We start from the raw sequence: 19,180 nt of genomic DNA on the forward strand, positions 1-19,180 counted from the left end.
ATCAAAAAAGCTGCCGCCGGATTTGAATGCCTCGCGCAAAAATCCATTGTTTCGGCTCGATTGCCTGTCTGTTTTATCCATTCCTTAAGCTGGTTCTGGCATTTTGAACAAGCCAGAACAACAAGCGTATTGAGTACAATAGTGGCTATCAGGGCGAAGCGTTATTTCTCGTGGGATATGATACCAATTCCCGACCGTGTGGTCGCGAACTGGGTTCATCGCGACATCGTTGACGACCTGGAACGCAAGAACCAGTCGAGGCTTCTTGCGCTGCTGCTGGTGATCGGCACGATTCTGGCGTCCGTTTTGCCTTTTACCCTCATTCCCGCATTCAACGCCCAGATCATAGCGGCGCCCGTCATGGCGCTGTCGGCCGGTACGCTCGTCCTGGCCTGCGTGCTGATGCAGACCGGCCGCCGTAAGATGGTCGAGATTTTGACTCTGCTGCTTGCTGCCTCGGGGCTTGCCGCTGCCGGTATTGCAACCGGTGGGCTGGCCTCGCCAATGTTGCCGCTCGTGCTCCTGCTGCCGGCCGAGGCATTCAGGCTGCGCAAGGACCGACAGGCTCTCCTTGCCGGATTCGGCACTCTGGCTGCCGTCCTCTGCATTCTGGCTGCAGCGCAGTTTATGTTCCCGCTTGCTCCTTTGCGCACGGCCGGCTCGAATGTAGCGTCCATTGCCGTTATCGCCGCACTCGGTGTCTATGGTGCGTTGTTTGTCGTGAACCTGATCCCGGGGCAGGTGGAGCAGGTGCCGCAAGCAGCATCCGCCGACAGCGGTGAGCGTACTTATGACCATCTTCCGGGTCTGATTTCGCTGCACGATGTGCGCGGAGATATCGTTTCGATTTATGGTGCAGACGCACCAGACCTGCTTGAGCGCATAGGCGATGTCGCCGGCCGCGGGCTTGTCGAACACATGCATGTTTCGGATCGCATCCGCTTTCTGCAGGCGATCGACCGCATGCGCACCGGTTCGGCGACGCAATCAATCGAAGTGCGCATGCGCCAGGATGCCGAAGATGAGGGCAAAGACCAGTTCCTGCATCTTTCAATGCAGCTGGTCGCGCTTCGCGACAATGGCTCGTTTTCCGGGTTCATCGCGCAGTCGACCGACAATGGCGTCGGTGTCAAACTACGGCGCGCCTTCGCGCAAAAAACCGAAGAGGCCGAAGCAGCCAATGAAGCCAAAACCCGCTTTCTTGCTGCCGTCAGTCATGAATTGCGGACGCCGCTCAATGCGATATTGGGGTTCTCCGATCTTCTGTCAGGCGAATTTCTCGGCGCATCGTTGAGCCCGGAACAACGCGAATATGTCGGCCTCATCCACCAGTCCGGCCAGCACCTGCTTTCGGTCATCAATTCAATGCTTGACCTCAGCAAGATTGAGGCGGGCCGGTATGAACTCAATCTCGAAACCTTCAACATCAAGGAAGTTGTCGAGATGTGCGAGGCCATGCTGGCGCCGCAGGCCGCCGGAAAGAACATTGTTCTCAATGCCCGTGTGGCAAAAGGCGACCGCAAGATAACAGCCTGCCGCCGCGCATTGCAGCAGATCCTGATCAATCTGATGGCAAACGCGATCAAATTCACCGAGGAAGACGGGGTTGTAACGGTCGACGTTTGCGAAGACACCGGATGGATCAGTCTTTCGGTTTCAGACACCGGTATCGGTATTTCCGAAGCCGATCTGGAAAAGATCGGCGCGCCATTTGTTCAGGTTGAAAGTCAGTATGCGCGCCAATATGAGGGCACTGGTCTGGGCCTCAGCCTGGTCAAGGGGCTGGTGGCGCTGCATGGCGGGCAGTTTGGGATTGAAAGCACGGTCGATGTGGGAACCACGGTTACAATCCGTCTTCCCGCCGACGGACCGCAGCGGGACCAAAACCTCGTAGACACCCAACCTGCCGCCGCGGTAGAATTTCCTCCGCGATTGACTCGCAAAAAACAACCCGCAATGGAGACAGGGCATGACCAGGCGAAAACGGCCTGACGCAAAAACTGGCCGGTTTCCGGTACTAACCGGCCTGCTCCGGTCCGCCGGTGAGAGTATATCGCGCCACCCGTCGATAGCCGGTGGGGCGACGGTGTTTGCGGTCGCTTTCACATTTGTCACGATCAATGCGCTTGTCTACCAGCCCGGCAAACATCCCGCGCCGCTCTACAACACCCGTACGACATCGGGCTACAATGTTCGGATACCGGCATTGGAGGATGTTCCGATTCCATCCAGCCGGGTGACAACATTCAGAATTGAGCACAGCGATCCGCAGAGCACGGCAAGCATACCCGACAGAAAGGCTCCTCCGGCGGATATTACGGTTTATAATCTCCAAAGCGCGATGCGCGCCCGTGGACTTTATAATGGCACGGTGGACGGCGTGTTTGGACCACAGACCGCAAACTCCATTCGCAACTACCAGAAGGGGCAAGGTCTTGAGCCGACCGGTGAACCGACCGATGCGTTGTTGGTTCACCTGCTTATTTCCGATCTGGATGTCGTTGCCGTGCCCCGGCCGAAGCCGGGTACGGTTACCGAGATCCTGAAGGCCGAAAAACCTGCTCAGGCACCGCGCGCGGCGGCGGAAGATCCGGTGGCGGATCTGATTGTCAGCATCCAAAAGGGCCTTAGCAATATTGCCTATGACGATGTGAAGGTTGACGGGGTTATCGGTAGGCAGACGACGGAGGCAATCGCCGACTTTCAGCGGCACTACCGCCTGCCGGTCACCGGCCAGCCCGACAAGCTTGTCCTCAAGAAATTGCGCGAGATCGGTGCACTCTAGTTTATCCGTGCCGGTATTTGTGCACATACCCGGGTGCTGCCAATATGCGACTGACCTCTGAAATGTGGGTAAAGGCGCTGGTGCGCCGGGTCTTTGGTGACGGCCTGTTTGCTGTCATCGAGCGGCAGGGTTCGCCCGAAGCGGGAGCCATATTCATCCGCATACGGGGCAGGGACGGTCGGGAAACCCTCTTAGGCCCGGCCCCTCAAAGCCATTTTGATACGGCAAAGCCGCTGGACCGCAGTTTCGAGCGGCGGTTGGATAAATGTGAAAGCCAGGAAATCGACGCCCTGCTTGAACGGGAGAAGAAATTCGATCCGGATTTTTGGGTTGTCGAAATCGAAACGGATGAACCTGAAGACTACGTCTCGGTCATGCCCGTTTAACAGCTGGCTTGATCGCAGCCGGCTTAACCGCCCGATCGTTTCTGTAGCCGGGCGCTGACCGGTCTATTCGTTCCGGATTGTCGACAGTATGCGGTTCGAAATGTGTAGCAGTCTGACGTGCTTTCGGTGCGTTGGCGCGCACCCACGCAGTCACGCGCCTGGTGCTGTCATCGCGGTTGGTTGATTGCAACACGAGCGATGCGTGTTGAATGCCGCCGGAAAGCCTTCGAAGCTGCGGAAAGATGCTGACAAGGACGCGCAGGATTTCATCGTCAGCCATGTTTAGAGCCTGCAAAGCCATTGTCAGCTGGCGACCCGAAACGTCCAGCATGATGCGTTCCGCAAGGGATGCCTCGGTGCCGAGCGCCCGGGCAAGCATGCCGGAAAACCTGACCGGCTGCGAAGCTTCCGCCTGTTGAACCAGCAAATCGAGGGCTGGCCTGCCCATTGTGGCCGATTGCGTCGCTGGCTTGCTGGACTTGGTCATGCGTGCGAGCGCCATGTCCTTGATGCGCTTTCGCAAGGCATCCTCGTCACGACGTTTTACAGCGTCGTCCGTCATCGGTATCTTTGCGCCGAGCTTGTTGCCATTCATGTGTCTGAGGCGGATTGAGCGCGCAACAGCCGAGTCGTTCAGTTCGGCCAGAACCCCAAGGAGCACCGGCGATAAGGACTTGCGGCGCGAAATGGCGCGCGCATGCGCGTTGCCGTGTCTTGAAATCGTCTGCAGCAGCATCTGATCGGTAAGACAGGGGCTGAAGGCAAGAAAAGGGGCGGCGATCCGTATCGGCTGGTTTGCCACAATCATGGTGACGTCCTGCGGCAGCATCTCGATTCTTGAGAGTGCGGCGGCGGCTGTGCGCCGGGTATCTTCCCGCGTCAGCTCGAACAGTCCGGTAAACAGGTTGGAAAATTGGCGAAGGTTGTGCGAGGTCGGGTGCTTCAGTGCCTCGAATCCGGCGATGGCCGCAAGCAAAGCAGCGTCCTTCCGACCGGTTTCTCCGGCTCTTTCAAGGTCGCGGAAACGATCCAAAATACACCACCCAAACTACGCAGAACTCCTTGATGGTTCAAAGTAAAGGCAAATATTTAGCAAACTGTTAACTATCCGGAGTTCTAATCGAATAGTACGCATTAGGGTTTTTACAGCCGCAAGATGCGGCAGACCCGACGCGCCATGAGCTGCGCCGATATTGGTATGGAGTTGTGCAACATGATCGCAAAGACCAGGGGGAACGGTTAAAAGCGCAGCTTATCGTTCCCGACGAGGGGAACGGTGAATCCGATGGGTGTCATAATCGAACTTAATTCAAGGTTGGCCTCACGCAGGCCAAAGGGGCGGCGACGCAACACGCAACGCGAGAGCGCCAGTATTCTTGTGTTCACAGGTGTTCGCTACGAAGAGAAAAAGCAGGAAAAAAAGCGGCTGATCGCCGATCAGACGAGGGGCGGCAAGCTTTAGGCAATAGGTGGGGCTCCTGCTTGATATTCGCCCGTAATAAGATATTTGCGGGCTTTGGCGACGCTATTGCATCAATACGCATCCGCGCTTTGACAAAGCGCGTTGCTCAGGAACTCCCGGACGATCAGGTCCCAGCTGGAATCGGGTGTGACTGTTCGAAGTACCAGATATCCGGTGGTTCCGGGAAACTCGATCAGCACTGAATCGGCCAGCGTTTCCGGCAGGCTCTTGCGGTAGCCGATCATCTGCAGCGGAGTCACGACCGCAATGTCCAGTTTCTTGTCGGTCGCAGTGCGGTCATTCATGCTGTAGACCTCGTTCGCACCCGGATCGAAAATAGCCAGAGACCAGTAGTAGGCAAGGCCCGAAGCCGTTACGCGAACCGGCTCCTCGGTTATGTCGAACCGGCATACGGCAGTGCGAATGAACGGATTGGCAGAGGTCAGCCCGCCGGGCTTGTTGGGGGGCAGCAAGTGAAAGAACTCGGTCGGCCCGAGAGCAGTGATCTTTGTCCAGGTATCGCGCTCGGCATAGGCCGGTATCGCCAGAATGATGATGATGTGGAGCAGTGCGGCCCCCGCAATGCCTGAAAGCACCACATAAAACAGCCTACCCATCGCGACATTCCTCGCGCAAAATCTCGGGCATCTGCAATTCGATCAGCCGCGAACTTCCGGCCGTCGGCGTGTCGAAAAGCGTCAGGACGAGCTTGAATGGCCTTGAAGTCTCGCCGGTCGCCAACCAGTTGCCCGGCTTCGGCTGACCGCTGACGCCGATCGAAAATTCTCCCTTTTGCGTCTTGAGAACGTTTTGAGAGTGGTATGCAGCGGGAAATGACTGGTCGACCTGTAACAGTGCCTCGTCAGTGCCGGTTGTGTGCAAGGTCCAGAAGCGGGCAGGCGGGGTTCGGCCCGATACCACGTAATCGCAATTTCCGGAAAGCCTGGAACCCGCACTGTCGCTGCTGGCGACAAAAACCAGCCCCTCGGCATCGCCAAGCAGCAGCTGCCCGGCCCGTGCCCGGTGTGCCTTGGCATAGGGATCAGCCTGTTCGGTCTGCGCCAGCGGCCAGGCTGTCCACGGACCGATAGCGATCGAGCCGAAGCCGATCGTCGCTTTCAGTGCATAGACAGCCGTCAGCATGGCGCCGCCGAACGCAATGAGAAATATGGCTGCTATTGTTGCAGGAACGCGAAACAAGGAATGCTAACCTCTAGAGCAAGATCGTGAGTCAGACATAGCAGTTGCCCACCGATTTCGCCAAATTGGAATGGTGCACCGATTCTACCGGTTTGTTGTGGGCTTCAAGGCAATGGATTGTTCTTTTTGGCTGCTTACCGGAGGCGCCGTGGCAAAGCTTTCGGCCAACTCGCGCAGCAGCCGGGTTGCCTCTTTTGAAAGCACGCGCGGTCTGATGATTGGTGCGCCGCTTTCATCGACGAGTTCCGAACGGGAAACGAGCGCGTCACCCGCCGTTTCTTCATCTTCAGGTATTTCAAGGCCAGGAATCTGTTTAAGTTCAACGCCTTGGTGTGCATAGTTCATAAGTTGTTTGAACGTCATTGCCGGAAGGGAACCACCGGTCATGCGCGCCGATGATGTATAATCGTCATTGCCGAACCAGACGGCAGCCGTGTAGTTGCCGGTAAAGCCCACAAACCATCCGTCCCGGTAGGCCTGTGTCGTTCCGGTCTTTCCTGCGGTCTTGATGCCTTCAAGTTTTGCCCGGCGGCCGGTACCCCATTCAGGAATCTGCGTAAGAATCGAATTCATGGAACGGATTGTTTCTTCGTCGAGCAGCCGTTTGCGTTCCGGTGCATCGCGGCGATGGTCGTAAAGGACGTTGCCGGAATAGTTCATGATCTGCGTTATACCGTGGCGGTTGGGCGCCAGCCCGCCCGACGGGAATACGGAATAGGCCGTTGCCTGGTCCAGAACGGTAACCTCGGACGTGCCGAGCGGCATGGTCTTGTCTGTGCGTAGTGGTGTTTCGACACCCAGCCTTTTGGCCATTTCCGCTATTTTTTCGGTGCCAAGGTGATCACGGGCAAGGCGCACGGGCACGGTGTTGATGGATTTGACCAGCGCACGGGTCAGATCGACGCGTCCCGCATATCCGCGTCCATAGTTCCTGGGCGACCAGCCGCGCCAGGTGATCGGGGCATCCCTGATCATCGTGTCGGGCGTAAAGCCGTTTTCCATGGCTGTTGTATAGACATAGACCTTGAATGAGGAACCCGGCTGGCGCAGCGCCTTTGTCGCGCGGTTGAACTGGCTTTCGCCATAGTCGCGCCCGCCGACCATTGCCCGAACCGCACCGCCGTTTTCAATCAGCACAATGGCGCCCTGCTGCACGTTGTAGCGCTTCGAATACTGGCGAAGACCGGCTTCAAGCGCCTCTTCGGCTGCTTTCTGCAGGCTTGTGTCAATGGTGGTGCGCACGATCAGGGAGTGTTCGGGGTATTTGACCGCGATGCGTTTGACCTCCTCAAAGGCCCAGTCGAGGAAATAGTCCGGAGTTTCCTTGTCGCCCCGGTCGACGACATCTGCAGGATTGCGTCGCGCGCCGATGACCTGGCCTTCTGTCATGAGCTGGCCCTGGACAAGGTTGGTGAGCACTTCATTGGCCCGCCCGCGTGCCGCCGGCAGGTTGATGTGCGGCGCATAGCGGGCAGGGGCCTTGAAAAGCCCCGCCAGCATTGCCGATTCCGCCAGTGTGACGTCGGTTACGTCCTTGCCGAAATAAAACTGTGCGGCTGCCGCAATCCCGAATGTTCCACCGCCCATATAGGCGCGGTCGAGATAAAGCCGCAGGATCTCCTTCTTCGGCAGGTTGGCCTCAAGCCACAGTGCAAGGAATGCTTCCTTGATCTTGCGCTCGATCGTCCGCTCATTTGTCAAAAACAGATTCTTGGCAAGCTGTTGTGAGATTGTCGAGCCGCCCTGAACCACAGAATTGGCGCGTACATTTTCAGTCATGGCACGTACCAGACCAAATAAATCGATGCCGAAATGTTCGAAAAACCGCCGGTCCTCTGTAGCCAGCACCGATTTGATGAGGTGGTCCGGCAACTCGTCGATGGGCACCGAATCTTCGTGGATGATGCCCCGGTGACCGATTTCGTTGCCGTAACGGTCAAGGAAGGTAACCGCGAAGTCGTCCTGTTCGCGCCAGTTGCCGTATGTCTCTTCAAACGCGGGCAGGGCAAGGGCCAGCATGAGAACCGCGCCGGCGGTCCCCAGCGTCATGGCTTCTCCGGCCATCTCGAAAAATGCCCGCTTGTAGCCTTTGACGGTAAATCGGCGAAAGAAGATGTTGATATCTTCCCATTTGTCGCCGAGACCCGATCCCGCGGACCACAGGGTCGAATCGATCCAGGAATCCAGCCGCAAAAACAGGTGCCGCCGCTTTCTGGGTCTTTGATCCTGACTGAAGGGGTCTTGCACCTTCCGTTTTCCCGTCTCTTGACTGCCTGATCCGCACCGTCCAAAACGCCCCGGTTCGGTCAGGATTTCCACCGCGCCCTGCAGTTCTGCCTATATTAGAGCAAGAGAACAAGGGGTGCATTAAAAAGTGACTGCTATCGTTACCGCCGCCCGCTGCCATAGGGAGCATCTATGACAACCGATCCGTTCTGGAAAACGACCACGCTTGAGGATATGAGCACCGAGCAGTGGGAAAGCCTTTGCGACGGCTGTGGACGGTGCTGCCTCAACAAGCTTGAGGATTGGGATACCGGCGAGATCGCCTGGACCAATGTTGCATGCAAGCTGCTCGATCCGGATACCTGCCGCTGCAAGGATTACGACCATCGCCAGGCCGAGGTGCCCGAATGCATCAATCTGACCCCGGCTTCCGTGCGGAAACTGACCTGGCTGCCACCGACCTGCGGTTACCGGCTCATTGCCGAGGGCAGGGACCTTTACTGGTGGCACCCGCTGGTGTCGGGTGACCCAGATACGGTTCATCACGCCGGCGTTTCGGTGCGCGACCGCACTGTTCCCGAAGCCGGGATGGAGCCGGAAGACTACGAGCTTCATATCGTCGATTGGCCGTTTGAGACCGTGGACGGTTGATCGTCGGCCCGGCAACCACGAATAAAGGCCGCAAAACGGCTTATGCAGGCATTTTGGTCTTATCCCGCCGCCGTTCATTTTTAGTTCAGCAACGCCAGTGTACACATTAACGACAAGGCAAATCAGTTGCTTCGCCCCATGGACGAACGGGGTTTGCCAAATATATGTTGTATCGGAATTTTCCGATCTTGCTGAATGTAATGGCTTGAAAAGGTCAGTTTGAGGACGAAAATGAGCAGTTGCAGGAAAATATTGCTGGTTGCGGTGATGGCTGTGTCTTTTATGGCGCTTGAAGCCGGCGATGCCGCTGCCCAGTCGGCGGACTGCTCGGCCGCCGTCCAGCGCGTCCTCAATCAGACGAATGGCCAGCTTCTTTCGGTCAAGGTCGCAAAGAGCGGTGGCCAGGACATCTGCAAGATCACCGTGCTCGCCAGTGACAAGGACGGTAAGAGGCGGCGCAAGATGACCGTCAATGCCAGGCCGTAAGGCAGCAAACAAACGGGGCACAGCCGATGCGACTACTCGTTGTCGAGGACGATAAGGATCTCAACCGCCAGCTATGCGAGGCTCTCGAAGAAGCCGGATACGTGGTCGACAAGGCCTATGACGGTTCCGAGGGGCACTTTCTGGGCGATACCGAACCCTATGACGCCGTTATTCTTGATATCGGCCTGCCGGAGATGGACGGCATAAGCGTGCTGGAAGAATGGCGCGCCGCTGGAAAGGTGATGCCGGTGCTCATTTTGACTGCGCGCGATCGCTGGAGCGACAAGGTGGCGGGCATCGACGCCGGGGCGGACGACTATGTCGCAAAACCGTTCCATGTTGAGGAGGTACTGGCCCGCGTTCGCGCACTCATTCGCCGTGCCGCCGGACATGCATCGTCCGAAATCGTGTGCGGGCCTGTGCGGCTCGACACGCGCGGAGCCAAGGCGACGGTCGATGGAACGACCCTGAAGCTGACGTCACACGAATTTCGCCTGCTTTCCTATCTGCTGCATCACAAGGGCGAGGTCGTTTCGCGCACCGAACTGGTTGAACACATGTACGACCAGGATTTCGATCGCGATTCCAACACGATTGAAGTCTTTGTCGGGCGGCTGCGCAAGAAACTCGGCGTTGACATGATCGAAACGATACGCGGGCTTGGATATCGGATTCAGGCTCCCGAAGATGGTAGCTAGCGTCAAAAAGCCCCGCTCACTTGCAGCGCGGGTCCTGACGATTGCGACGCTTTGGGCGGTCATCGCCCTCTTTGTTATCGGCCTGCTGATTCTCACGCTTTACCGAAATGGGGCAGAGCGCGGCTTTCGCGACTTGCTGCGAGCGCAACTGTATAACGTCATCAATTCCGTTTCTCTGACTGCAGATGGCAAGCTTGAGGGCACGCCGCAGCTTGGCGACCTGCGTTTCAGCCAACCGGGCAGCGGCTGGTACTGGATCGTCAACATCATCGGCAACGGGCCGCAGGACCGGATTGCCTCCGTGTCCCTGGGTGACAGAACGGTAGCGGCGATCTCCACTCAGGTCGCGCCGTTCAATGAACGTTACGAACGCATTTACCGTTCAAGCGACAGCACCGGACAGGAGCTGATGGTTGCCGAAACCGAAGTGTTGCTGGGCGACAACGGTGAAATTGCGCGGTTCCGCGTCACCGGGAATATGGATGCCCTCGACAACGATGTTTCCGCATTTTCGCGCCAGCTGATCCTGTTTCTGGTGGTTTTCGGCATCGGCAGCCTGCTCGTCAACGCCATCGCCATTTTGTTCGGTCTGCGCCCGCTTGACACGATAAGGCGGTCACTTGAGGAAATCCGCGCCGGCGAAACCGAATCACTTGAGGGCAGTTTTCCCCGGGAAATAGCGCCGCTGACCGGCGAGGTGAACGCGCTGATCGACAATAACCGCCGCATTATCGAGCGTGCACGCATGCAGGTGGGCAATCTTGCCCACTCGCTGAAGACGCCTATTGCAGTGCTGCTTAATGAGAGCCGCTCAATGGAACCGGACCAGGCGCGGCTTGTTAATGAGCAGGCGACCGCGATGCAAAACCAGGTCCAGCACTACCTAGACCGGGCCCGTATTGCTGCCCAGCAGAACTCGGTTCTGGTACGTGCAGATACAGGCAAAACGCTGCAGCGCCTCATGCGTGTAATGGAGCGGCTGAACCCTGATACCGAATTCGAACTGCAGCTCGATGACGATGTTCCGGACCTTGCGATGGAACAGCATGACGTCGAAGAAATCTTCGGTAACCTGCTGGAAAATGCGGGAAAATGGGCATCGGGCAAGGTCAGGGTCCGCGCTGAGATGCCGACAGAGCCCGCCTCGGGCACCGGTGCCGGTGAGGTCCGGCCCTTGCTCTCGATTTATGTTGAAGATGACGGTCCCGGAATGCCTGACGATCACCTCGCGGAGGCGATGAAGAGAGGCCGGCGTCTCGATGAAAGCAAACCCGGAACGGGACTGGGTCTTTCGATCATCAAGGAAATTGCCGGCGAGTATAAAGGCTCCGTATCGCTTGGCCGCAGCGCACTTGGCGGACTATGCGCAACGGTGACGCTGCCGGTTGCTGTTCGTTAATCTTTGTTGCACATGATGGCGATCAATCCGCTGCCACATTGACGCCACATCCTCGGTTTCAATGTGGGGTTGACTGGAGAGAACATCACTATGAATGCCCGCTATCAGATTTTGACGATTGCGACACTGCTGGCCCTTGGCGGCTGTGCGAATACCGGCGGGCAGTCCAGCTTCCTCAATTCATTTGTGCCGCAATCGGCCGGCAAGCCGACTGTCATCGAAGCCCTTAACGGCGGCATAGTCGACCCGGCGATTACAGCGCAGCTGAGCGCTGAGGACCGCATCAAGGCGCTGGAGGCCGAATACCGCGCTCTCGAGATCGCACCCAGCGGACAGATCGTCGCATGGTCCAGTACGCAAAGCGGCGTTTCGGGAGAGGTCTACGCAGCGCAGCCCTATGAGGTCGGTTCCCAGAACTGCAGGCAGTATGTCCACAAAATCATGCGGAATGGCGAGACCACAACGGCACGTGGAACCGCCTGCCGCAGCGAGGACGGCAACTGGACGCCGCTTGTCTAGCTCCCATATTTCCAATAGACAGTGACGAACGCCCAATCGGCCGGCGCCGCCGTTCCGTAAGGGCAACAGAACAGGGTCAGATAACAAGTTATCATGATGTTTTGGGTCTTGGCTGCCATCATGACGGTAGCCGCTACCATAAGTCTGCTCATACCGCTTGCCCGGCGTACGAAACAACAGGCGGAAGAAAAGCAATTCGACGCGGAGGTCTATCACGACCAGCTGCGCGAGATCGACCGCGACATCGAATCAGGCCTGCTGACCGGTGATGAGGCAGAATATGCCCGAGCCGAGGTGGGCCGCAGGCTGATCAAGGCGTCACACGCCAAATCTCGAAAGTCAGACGGATCTTCGCCGTTTTCCGGCGCTGCGCGCTATGTGGTGATCGTGTTCCTGCCGCTGATGGCGATCACCGGTTATCTGGCGATTGGCAAGCCTGGCATGCCATCGCAGCCGCTCGCCGCGCGCATACAGCCGCCGTCCGGTGACAACAGTGATATTGCAAAGCTGGTGGCTCAGGCCGAAACCCATCTTGCAAGCAATCCGCAGGACGGCCGTGGATGGGACGTTCTCGCGCCGATCTATTACAGCCTCGGGCGGGTACAGGATTCCGAAACCGCCTATCGCAACGCCATTCGGTTGCTTGGTTCGTCAGCGGCCAGACAAGCCGGTCTTGGCCAGGCGCTGTTCGCACAGTCGGGCGGTATCGTGACTTCGGATGTGCAGGCCGCATTCCAGGCGTCTTATGATCATGAGCCGGGCAATCCCCTGTCGTCATTCTTCCTTGCACTGGGGCTGACCCAGGAAGGCAAATATGAGGAAGCCAAAGCGGCCTTTTCGGAGCTTGCTTCCCGGTCGGAGCCGGATGCGCCCTGGATGCCGCAGGTGCAGGCGCACCTCGAAGAAATCGACAAGCGCCTGGCACAGGCCGGCGGCAAAGCCGCGCCCGGTCCCGATAGCGAGCAGGTGGCGGCCGCTGCGGAGATGAGTGCAGATGAACGGCGCGAAATGATCGGCGGCATGGTTGCCGGCCTTGATGAGAAGCTGCGGCAAAATCCCGATGATCTTGACGGTTGGCTTCGTCTGATCCGCTCCTACATGGTTCTTGGACAGGCACAGCAGGCCGGAGATGCGCTTGAGCGCGCGCTGGAGAATTTCAGCGACGGAAGCGCCGGACGGCAGACCCTCATGCAGGCGGCGGCCCAGTTTGGACTTGCGCCGGAGAAGGTGGAGCAATGACACGCAAGCAGAAACGACTGGCGATCATAGCCGGCGGCGTCGGCGTCATAGGCGTTGCCGTCATCCTAGTGCTTTTTGCGCTGCAGGAGCAGATCGTTTATTTCCATTCACCGACCGACGTCGCTGAAAAGCAGATCAATCCCGGAACCCGAATACGCCTCGGCGGGCTGGTCGCGGAAGATTCGGTCACACGTGGACAGGGAACGACCGTCGAGTTTGCCGTAACGGACACCGCCAACACGGTTTCGATAACCTATACCGGGATCCTTCCGGATCTCTTCCGCGAGGGGCAGGGCGTTGTGGTCGAGGGTGCCTTCCAGCCCGGCAATCCCCTCTTTGTGGCGGATTCGGTTCTAGCCAAACACGACGAAACCTATATGCCCAAAGAGGTTGCCGACAGCCTGAAGAAGCAGGGTGTGTGGCAGGGCGAGGAGAAATAGGACGGCGCAATGATTGTTGAACTCGGCCATTATGCGCTGGTTATGGCGCTTGCCATTGCACTGCTGCAGTCGGTGCTGCCGATCATCGGCGCCAGGACGCAGGATGCGGGTTTGATGGCTATGGCGCCCGCCGCCGCGGTCTCTTCATTTGTTCTCATCCTCTTCGCGTTTATTGCCCTGACGGTCTCCTACATCACGTCGGATTTTTCCGTGCAGAACGTCTGGGAAAATTCGCATTCGCTGAAGCCGATGATCTACAAGATTTCCGGTGTGTGGGGGAATCACGAGGGCTCGATGCTCCTGTGGATCCTCATTCTGGCTTTCTTCAGCGCGCTTGTTGCTTTTTTCGGCGGTAACCTTCCGGCGCCGCTCAAGGCCAATGTTCTGGCCGTTCAGGCCTGGATCACGTCCGCCTTTTTGCTGTTTGTGCTTTGGACCTCCAATCCGTTCCAGCGGCTTGTTCCGGCGCCGATCGAGGGGCGGGATCTCAATCCGATCCTTCAGGATGTCGGTCTCGCGATCCATCCGCCGCTGCTTTATCTCGGTTATGTCGGCTTTTCGATTTGCTTTTCCTTTGCCGTCGCGGCGCTGATTGACGGACGTATCGATGCCGCCTGGGCCCGATGGGTTCGGCCGTGGACATTGGCCGCATGGACTGCGCTTACCGCCGGTATCGCCATGGGCTCCTACTGGGCTTACTACGAGCTTGGCTGGGGCGGCTGGTGGTTCTGGGACCCGGTCGAAAATGCCTCCTTTATGCCCTGGCTTGCGGGAACGGCCCTGCTGCATTCGGCGCTGGTGATGGAAAAGCGGGAAGCCTTGAAGATATGGACCGTGCTGCTCGCCATCATGACCTTTTCGTTGTCGCTGCTTGGAACATTTCTGGTTCGTTCCGGCGTCCTGACCTCGGTGCATGCCTTTGCGACCGACCCGTTGCGCGGCGTGTTCATTCTCGGCATCCTCGTCATATTTATCGGCGGCGCCTTCAGCCTTTTTGCGCTGCGCGCGCAGACGCTGTCACAGGGCGGCCTGTTTGCGCCGATTTCGCGCGAGGGCGCACTGGTCCTCAATAATCTGTTCCTGACGACGGCCACCGCGACGGTGCTCGTTGGCACGCTCTACCCGTTGCTGCTCGAAGCAGTTACCGGTTCCAAGATTTCAGTTGGTCCGCCTTTCTTCAATCTTACATTCGGTCCGCTCATGATCCCGCTTCTGCTGGCGGTGCCATTTGGCCCGCTGCTGGCCTGGAAGCGCGGTGATCTTTGGGCGGTTTGCCAGCGGCTGTATTTTGCTGCAGGCATAGCCTTGCTGGGAGCGCTGGCGGTTACCTATTTTGCCACCGGTGCGCCGGTGCTTGCAGCGCTTGGCATCGGCATCGGCATCTGGCTGATCGCCGGCGCCGTCACCGATATTGCCCTTCGTTCTGGCGCTGGCCGGGTGGCGCTGCCTGTCATGTGGCAGCGTTTCAAAGGCCTGCCGCGATCCGCCTTCGGAGCAGCGCTTGCCCATCTCGGCCTTGGCGTTTCGGTGATCGGCATTGTCACGGTTACTGCCTTTTCAACGGAATTGGTAACCACCTTGAAACCGGGTGAAACAGCCGTCAGCGGTCCGTTCACGCTTCAGTTCGAAGGTCTGAAGCCGAATACCGGACCGAACTATACTGAACTGCAGGGCCGCTTTGCCGTGTCGCGTGACGGCAGCCAGTTTGCAACGGTAACCTCGGCCAAGCGGGTCTACACGGCACGCAGAATGCCGACGACAGAAGCCGGCATTCTGACGCTTGGCCCCAGCCAGCTTTACGTAGCGCTTGGTGACGAAACGCCCGGGGGTGGAACCGTGGTGCGCATTTGGTGGAAACCCTGGGTGACATTCATCTGGTTCGGCGCCGTCATCATGTCCATCGGCGGCATCGTTTCGCTCCTTGACCGCAGGCTGCGCGTCGGTGCGCCGGCCGCCAGCAAGGCGCGGACGGTTTCAGCAAGGCAGCCGACATGAAGAAACTTTCCGCCCTGGCGGCAATCATACAGCTTTGCGTTCTTGTTCTGGTGTTTCCCGCTGACGCGGTAACGCCGGATGAAGTGCTCGACGATCCCGTGCTTGAGGAAAGGGCCCGTGATATTTCGGCAGGCCTGCGCTGTCTCGTCTGCCAGAATCAGTCCATCGACGATTCCGACGCGGAACTGGCCAAGGACCTGCGGGTTCTTGTGCGACAGCGGCTGCTTGAGGGCGATAGCGACCAGGAAGTCGTGGGCTACATCGTCTCGCGATATGGCGAGTTTGTTCTGCTCAAGCCGCGATTTTCGGCGCAGACGCTTTTGTTGTGGGCTGTGCCGGCGATCGTACTGCTTGGCGGACTGGCCTATCTGGTGATCAGCGCCGGCAGACGCGGAAAAGCGCGAACGGGCACGCCGCTGTCGAAGGAAGAGCAAGCCGATCTCGAGAAAGTTTTAAGTTCGCGTGATCACGATAGCTGATAGCTTTGCTCCGATTTGATCCGGGAGCAGGGAAATGACAGCAACATCCATTAAATCAGAGTTCAGCGGCCATTCCGGTGCAACACTGGCAGCGCGGCTCGATGTGCCGGCGGGGCACGTGCGGGCCTATGCACTGTTTGCGCATTGTTTCACCTGCACGAAGGACATATTGGCGGCAAAACGGATTGCGGCCGAGCTTTCGCGCGCCGGAATAGCCGTATTGCGTTTCGATTTTACCGGTCTTGGCTCGAGTGAGGGCGAATTCGCCTCCACCAATTTTTCCTCCAATGTCGCCGACCTGATGTCGGCAGTTGAATATATGCGCGACAATTTCGAAGCGCCGTCGATCCTGATCGGTCATTCGCTTGGCGGTGCAGCGGTGCTTGCCGTTGCCGGTGACATTCCCGAGGTGAAGGCAGTGGCGACCATCGGCGCACCGGCCGATGTTGCCCATGTGGTGCACAATTTCGGATCGAAGATCGAGGAGATCGAGGAAAAGGGCGAGGCGTCCGTCACGCTGGCAGGCAGGCCGTTCACCATACAAAAGCAGTTTCTCGACGATGTCCGCGAAAGCGTACTGACCGAGCGGATCGCCAGGATGCGCAAGGCGCTTATGGTATTGCACTCGCCGATCGACCAGACTGTCGGCATTGAAAATGCCGCGACCATCTTCGGCGCGGCCCGGCACCCGAAGAGCTACGTTTCGCTCGACAACGCCGATCATCTTGTCAGCAAGGCGCAGGACGCCGCCTACGCGGCAACGATCATCGCCAGCTGGGCCTCGCGCTATATCGCCGAGGACGTTCCGCAGGGAATGACAGACATCGAGGCGGTGCGCGTCTCGGAAACCGGCGAGGGCAAATTCCAGAATACGGTTCACGCAGGCAAGCATCGGCTGTTTGCCGATGAACCTGTCAGTGTCGGCGGACTTGATTCCGGTCCGTCGCCCTATGATTTTCTTTCTGCCGCGCTCGGCGCCTGCACATCGATGACGCTTAGAATGTATGCCGACCACAAGAAAGCGGAGCTCGGTCGCATTACCGTTGATGTGTCCCATGCCAAGATCCATGCGACGGACTGCCTGGAATGCACGTCCGAAGAGCAGGAAAAGGGCGGCCGAATCGATCGGTTCGAACGCGCAATAACGGTCGACGGACCCGTGTCCGAAGAGCTGCGCGGAAAGATCGAGGAAATAGCCGACAAGTGTCCTGTACACCGGACGCTCGAATCGTCGTCCAAGGTAGTTACCCAGGTTTCGATCAACGACACCTGATTATTACAAAGCCTGCTATCGAACCCTCGTAGGCGAACTGCCCGCGGACCGTCCGTGAAGGTGTGTTCGAACCTGCCGAACAGGTTGTTTTTACTGGAAATAATTGCTGCGCGAATCAGCGAAGAACCAACTTGGTTAACAGGCGGTTATCGCCAAGATTACAAATTTTTCATGCTTTAGATAGGCGGTCGTAATGTAGGGCGAACTATCTCTGTGGGTGAGGGGACTGAACAGACGGTCATAAGGACATCTAAATGCCCAAGAGAAATGCACACGCTACCCGTAAAGGATTGCTGACAACAACGGCTGTACTAGGTCTGGCCGCAGCAATGGTAGCAAGTGGCGTTCCGGCTCGTGTTCAATCTGCCTATGCAGATGCGGTAAGGGTTCAAGCCCCCCAGGAGCCGGGTTTCGCCGATGTAGTAGAAGCTGTGACACCGGCGGTTGTTTCCGTCCGGGTCAAATCCGACATCAGGCCCGTATCTTCAAACGGGTTCAACTTCCAGGCACCAGGAATGGACGGCCTGCCGGAAGATCACCCCATGAAGCGCTTTTTCCGCGATTTCGGTCAGGGAAATCCCTTTGGTGATCGCTTCTCCGAGCGCGGCGATGAAAATCGGCCGATGCCCCGTCAGCCCCGCGCCCGTCCTGTTTCGCAAGGGTCCGGGTTCTTCATTTCCGCTGACGGTCTCGTGGTTACCAACAACCACGTCGTGGACAGCGGCAAGGAATTCACCGTCATCATGCATGACGGCACGGAGCTTGATGCCGAGCTGATCGGTAAGGATGCACGCACGGATCTCGCCGTTCTCAAGGTCGACAGCGACCGGACATTCACTTATGTGGACTTCGATCAGGACGACAAGACGCGCATCGGTGACTGGGTTGTTGCCGTGGGCAATCCGTTCGGTCTTGGTGGCACAGTGACCGCCGGTATCGTTTCAGCACGCGGCCGTGACATCGGCTCTGGTCCCTATGACGACTTCATTCAGGTCGATGCTGCGGTCAACCGGGGCAACTCCGGCGGTCCGACGTTCAACCTTGAAGGTGAAGTCATCGGTGTCAATACAGCCATATTCTCGCCCTCGGGCGGCAATGTCGGGATCGCATTTGCCATTCCCGCATCGCTGGCGAATGAGGTCGTTGACGAGCTTCTGGACCGCGGCACGGTCGAACGCGGCTGGCTTGGTGTCCAGATTCAGCCGGTAACCGCCGACATCGCCGAGTCCCTTGGACTTGCCGAGGCCAAAGGCGCCCTGATCACCGAGCCGCAGCCCGATTCTCCGGCGCAGAAGGCCGGCCTGAAATCAGGTGACGTTGTAACTGCGGTTGGTGACGAGCTTGTTGAGGGCCCGCGTGATCTGGCGCGCAAAATTGCCAGGGTAAACCCTGGCGAGAATGCCGATATCACGGTATGGCGCGATGGAGACTCGCAGTCCATTACGGTCGAGATCGGTACGCTGAAAGAGCCAAAGAAAGCCGCGGCTCAAATTGAAACGAAAAAACCTGACAGCGGCGAGCATCTCGAAGAGTTCGGCTTGACCGTTAAGCCTGCCGATGATGGCAATGGCTTGATGATCACCGAAGTCGCACCTGACAGTGTTGCTGCCGAGCGCGGCATGCGCCCCGGCGACACGATCACCGCTGTCAACAATACAGACGTGCAGTCAGCAAAAGACCTGTCGGAAGCGGTTAAGGCCGCAACGGACGCCGGTCGCAAGGCTGTTCTGTTTCAGGTAACCAACCAAAACAGTAATCGGTTCGTAGCATTGCCGGTTGCCGTTGGTTGAACAGATCGGGTGGGCGGTCATTAATGTCGCCCCCGGCCAACCGCCCGATTCTGTGGACAGCGGGTCTCCCATCGGCCCGCTGTCTCTCTTTTTATTAGGGAAGTGTTTTGACTTGAATTGAAGTTGAACAGAGATCTTATGGTTTGTTTTTC

General features: G+C 58.0%; 19 protein-coding genes. 15 read left to right on the top strand and 4 right to left on the bottom strand.

Features of this window, described 5'->3' with window-relative positions:
• Positions 1-141: 141 nt before the first annotated feature.
• Genes ABVT35_RS06335 through ABVT35_RS06345 form a run of 3 tightly spaced genes read left to right on the top strand, consistent with a single transcriptional unit; the run spans position 142 to position 3,171 of the window.
• A complete protein-coding gene (locus ABVT35_RS06335; protein ID WP_368465436.1) occupies positions 142-1,992 on the top strand; it encodes a sensor histidine kinase in 1,851 nt (616 codons plus the stop codon).
• A complete protein-coding gene (locus tag ABVT35_RS06340) occupies positions 1,970-2,785 on the top strand; it encodes a peptidoglycan-binding protein (RefSeq protein WP_368465437.1) in 816 nt (271 codons plus the stop codon). The genes ABVT35_RS06335 and ABVT35_RS06340 overlap by 23 nt, the downstream gene beginning before the upstream one ends.
• Before the next feature lie 44 nt (positions 2,786-2,829).
• Positions 2,830-3,171, top strand: coding sequence for a DUF1491 family protein (locus ABVT35_RS06345; protein ID WP_368465438.1), 342 nt, complete (start codon positions 2,830-2,832; stop codon positions 3,169-3,171).
• On the opposite strand, the gene ABVT35_RS06350 is transcribed toward ABVT35_RS06345, so the two are convergent.
• Positions 3,158-4,204 (bottom strand): DUF2336 domain-containing protein, encoded by a 1,047-nt coding sequence (locus ABVT35_RS06350; RefSeq protein WP_368465439.1) that lies wholly within the window; start codon positions 4,202-4,204, stop codon positions 3,158-3,160. The genes ABVT35_RS06345 and ABVT35_RS06350 overlap by 14 nt on opposite strands.
• Positions 4,205-4,456: 252 nt before the next feature.
• On the opposite strand from ABVT35_RS06350, the gene ABVT35_RS06355 reads away from it, so the two are divergent.
• The gene (locus ABVT35_RS06355) at positions 4,457-4,633 is read left to right on the top strand and encodes a hypothetical protein (RefSeq protein ID WP_368465440.1); all 177 of its coding nucleotides are present in this window, start codon (positions 4,457-4,459) and stop codon (positions 4,631-4,633) included.
• 71 nt (positions 4,634-4,704) lie between these two features.
• On the opposite strand, the gene ABVT35_RS06360 is transcribed toward ABVT35_RS06355, so the two are convergent.
• From ABVT35_RS06360 to ABVT35_RS06370, 3 genes are all read right to left on the bottom strand, one after another.
• Positions 4,705-5,250, bottom strand: a complete 546-nt coding sequence (locus tag ABVT35_RS06360) for a DUF1254 domain-containing protein (protein WP_368465441.1) — start codon at positions 5,248-5,250, stop codon at positions 4,705-4,707.
• A complete protein-coding gene (locus ABVT35_RS06365) occupies positions 5,243-5,833 on the bottom strand; it encodes a DUF1214 domain-containing protein (protein WP_368465442.1) in 591 nt (196 codons plus the stop codon). Before ABVT35_RS06365 ends, ABVT35_RS06360 begins: the two co-directional genes overlap by 8 nt.
• 84 nt (positions 5,834-5,917) lie before the next feature.
• Positions 5,918-8,080: a transglycosylase domain-containing protein gene (locus ABVT35_RS06370; RefSeq protein WP_368465443.1), complete on the bottom strand. Its 2,163-nt coding sequence runs from the start codon at positions 8,078-8,080 to the stop codon at positions 5,918-5,920.
• A gap of 171 nt (positions 8,081-8,251) precedes the next feature.
• Here ABVT35_RS06370 and ABVT35_RS06375 point away from each other — a divergent pair, with 171 nt between their 5' ends.
• From ABVT35_RS06375 to ABVT35_RS06425, 11 genes are all read left to right on the top strand, one after another.
• The gene (locus tag ABVT35_RS06375; protein ID WP_368465444.1) at positions 8,252-8,710 is read left to right on the top strand and encodes a YcgN family cysteine cluster protein; all 459 of its coding nucleotides are present in this window, start codon (positions 8,252-8,254) and stop codon (positions 8,708-8,710) included.
• Between the two features lie 267 nt (positions 8,711-8,977).
• Positions 8,978-9,196 (top strand): hypothetical protein, encoded by a 219-nt coding sequence (locus ABVT35_RS06380; protein ID WP_368465445.1) that lies wholly within the window; start codon positions 8,978-8,980, stop codon positions 9,194-9,196.
• Between the two features lie 26 nt (positions 9,197-9,222).
• Positions 9,223-9,894 (top strand): response regulator transcription factor, encoded by a 672-nt coding sequence (locus tag ABVT35_RS06385; protein ID WP_368465446.1) that lies wholly within the window; start codon positions 9,223-9,225, stop codon positions 9,892-9,894.
• Complete coding sequence (locus ABVT35_RS06390) at positions 9,884-11,293, top strand: ATP-binding protein (protein WP_368465447.1); 1,410 nt, start codon at positions 9,884-9,886, stop codon at positions 11,291-11,293. The genes ABVT35_RS06385 and ABVT35_RS06390 overlap by 11 nt, the downstream gene beginning before the upstream one ends.
• Positions 11,294-11,383: 90 nt before the next feature.
• Complete coding sequence (locus ABVT35_RS06395; protein ID WP_368465448.1) at positions 11,384-11,812, top strand: hypothetical protein; 429 nt, start codon at positions 11,384-11,386, stop codon at positions 11,810-11,812.
• Between the two features lie 96 nt (positions 11,813-11,908).
• Positions 11,909-13,051, top strand: a complete 1,143-nt coding sequence (ccmI, locus tag ABVT35_RS06400) for a c-type cytochrome biogenesis protein CcmI (protein ID WP_368466286.1) — start codon at positions 11,909-11,911, stop codon at positions 13,049-13,051.
• Entirely contained in the window at positions 13,048-13,491 is a 444-nt protein-coding gene (ccmE, locus tag ABVT35_RS06405; protein ID WP_368465449.1) for a cytochrome c maturation protein CcmE, read from the top strand. Before ccmI ends, ccmE begins: the two co-directional genes overlap by 4 nt.
• Positions 13,492-13,500: 9 nt before the next feature.
• Positions 13,501-15,486: a heme lyase CcmF/NrfE family subunit gene (locus tag ABVT35_RS06410; protein ID WP_368465450.1), complete on the top strand. Its 1,986-nt coding sequence runs from the start codon at positions 13,501-13,503 to the stop codon at positions 15,484-15,486.
• Positions 15,483-15,965, top strand: a complete 483-nt coding sequence (locus ABVT35_RS06415) for a cytochrome c-type biogenesis protein CcmH (RefSeq protein WP_368465451.1) — start codon at positions 15,483-15,485, stop codon at positions 15,963-15,965. The genes ABVT35_RS06410 and ABVT35_RS06415 overlap by 4 nt, the downstream gene beginning before the upstream one ends.
• 34 nt (positions 15,966-15,999) lie before the next feature.
• On the top strand, positions 16,000-17,238 hold the full coding sequence (locus ABVT35_RS06420; protein ID WP_368465452.1) for an alpha/beta fold hydrolase: 1,239 nt from the start codon (positions 16,000-16,002) through the stop codon (positions 17,236-17,238).
• A gap of 254 nt (positions 17,239-17,492) precedes the next feature.
• The gene (locus ABVT35_RS06425) at positions 17,493-19,028 is read left to right on the top strand and encodes a Do family serine endopeptidase (RefSeq protein ID WP_368465453.1); all 1,536 of its coding nucleotides are present in this window, start codon (positions 17,493-17,495) and stop codon (positions 19,026-19,028) included.
• The last annotated feature ends 152 nt before the right edge of the window (positions 19,029-19,180 follow it).

Origin of the sequence: Hoeflea sp. TYP-13, assembly GCF_040932035.1 — a bacterium.
GTDB lineage: Bacteria > Pseudomonadota > Alphaproteobacteria > Rhizobiales > Rhizobiaceae > Hoeflea_A.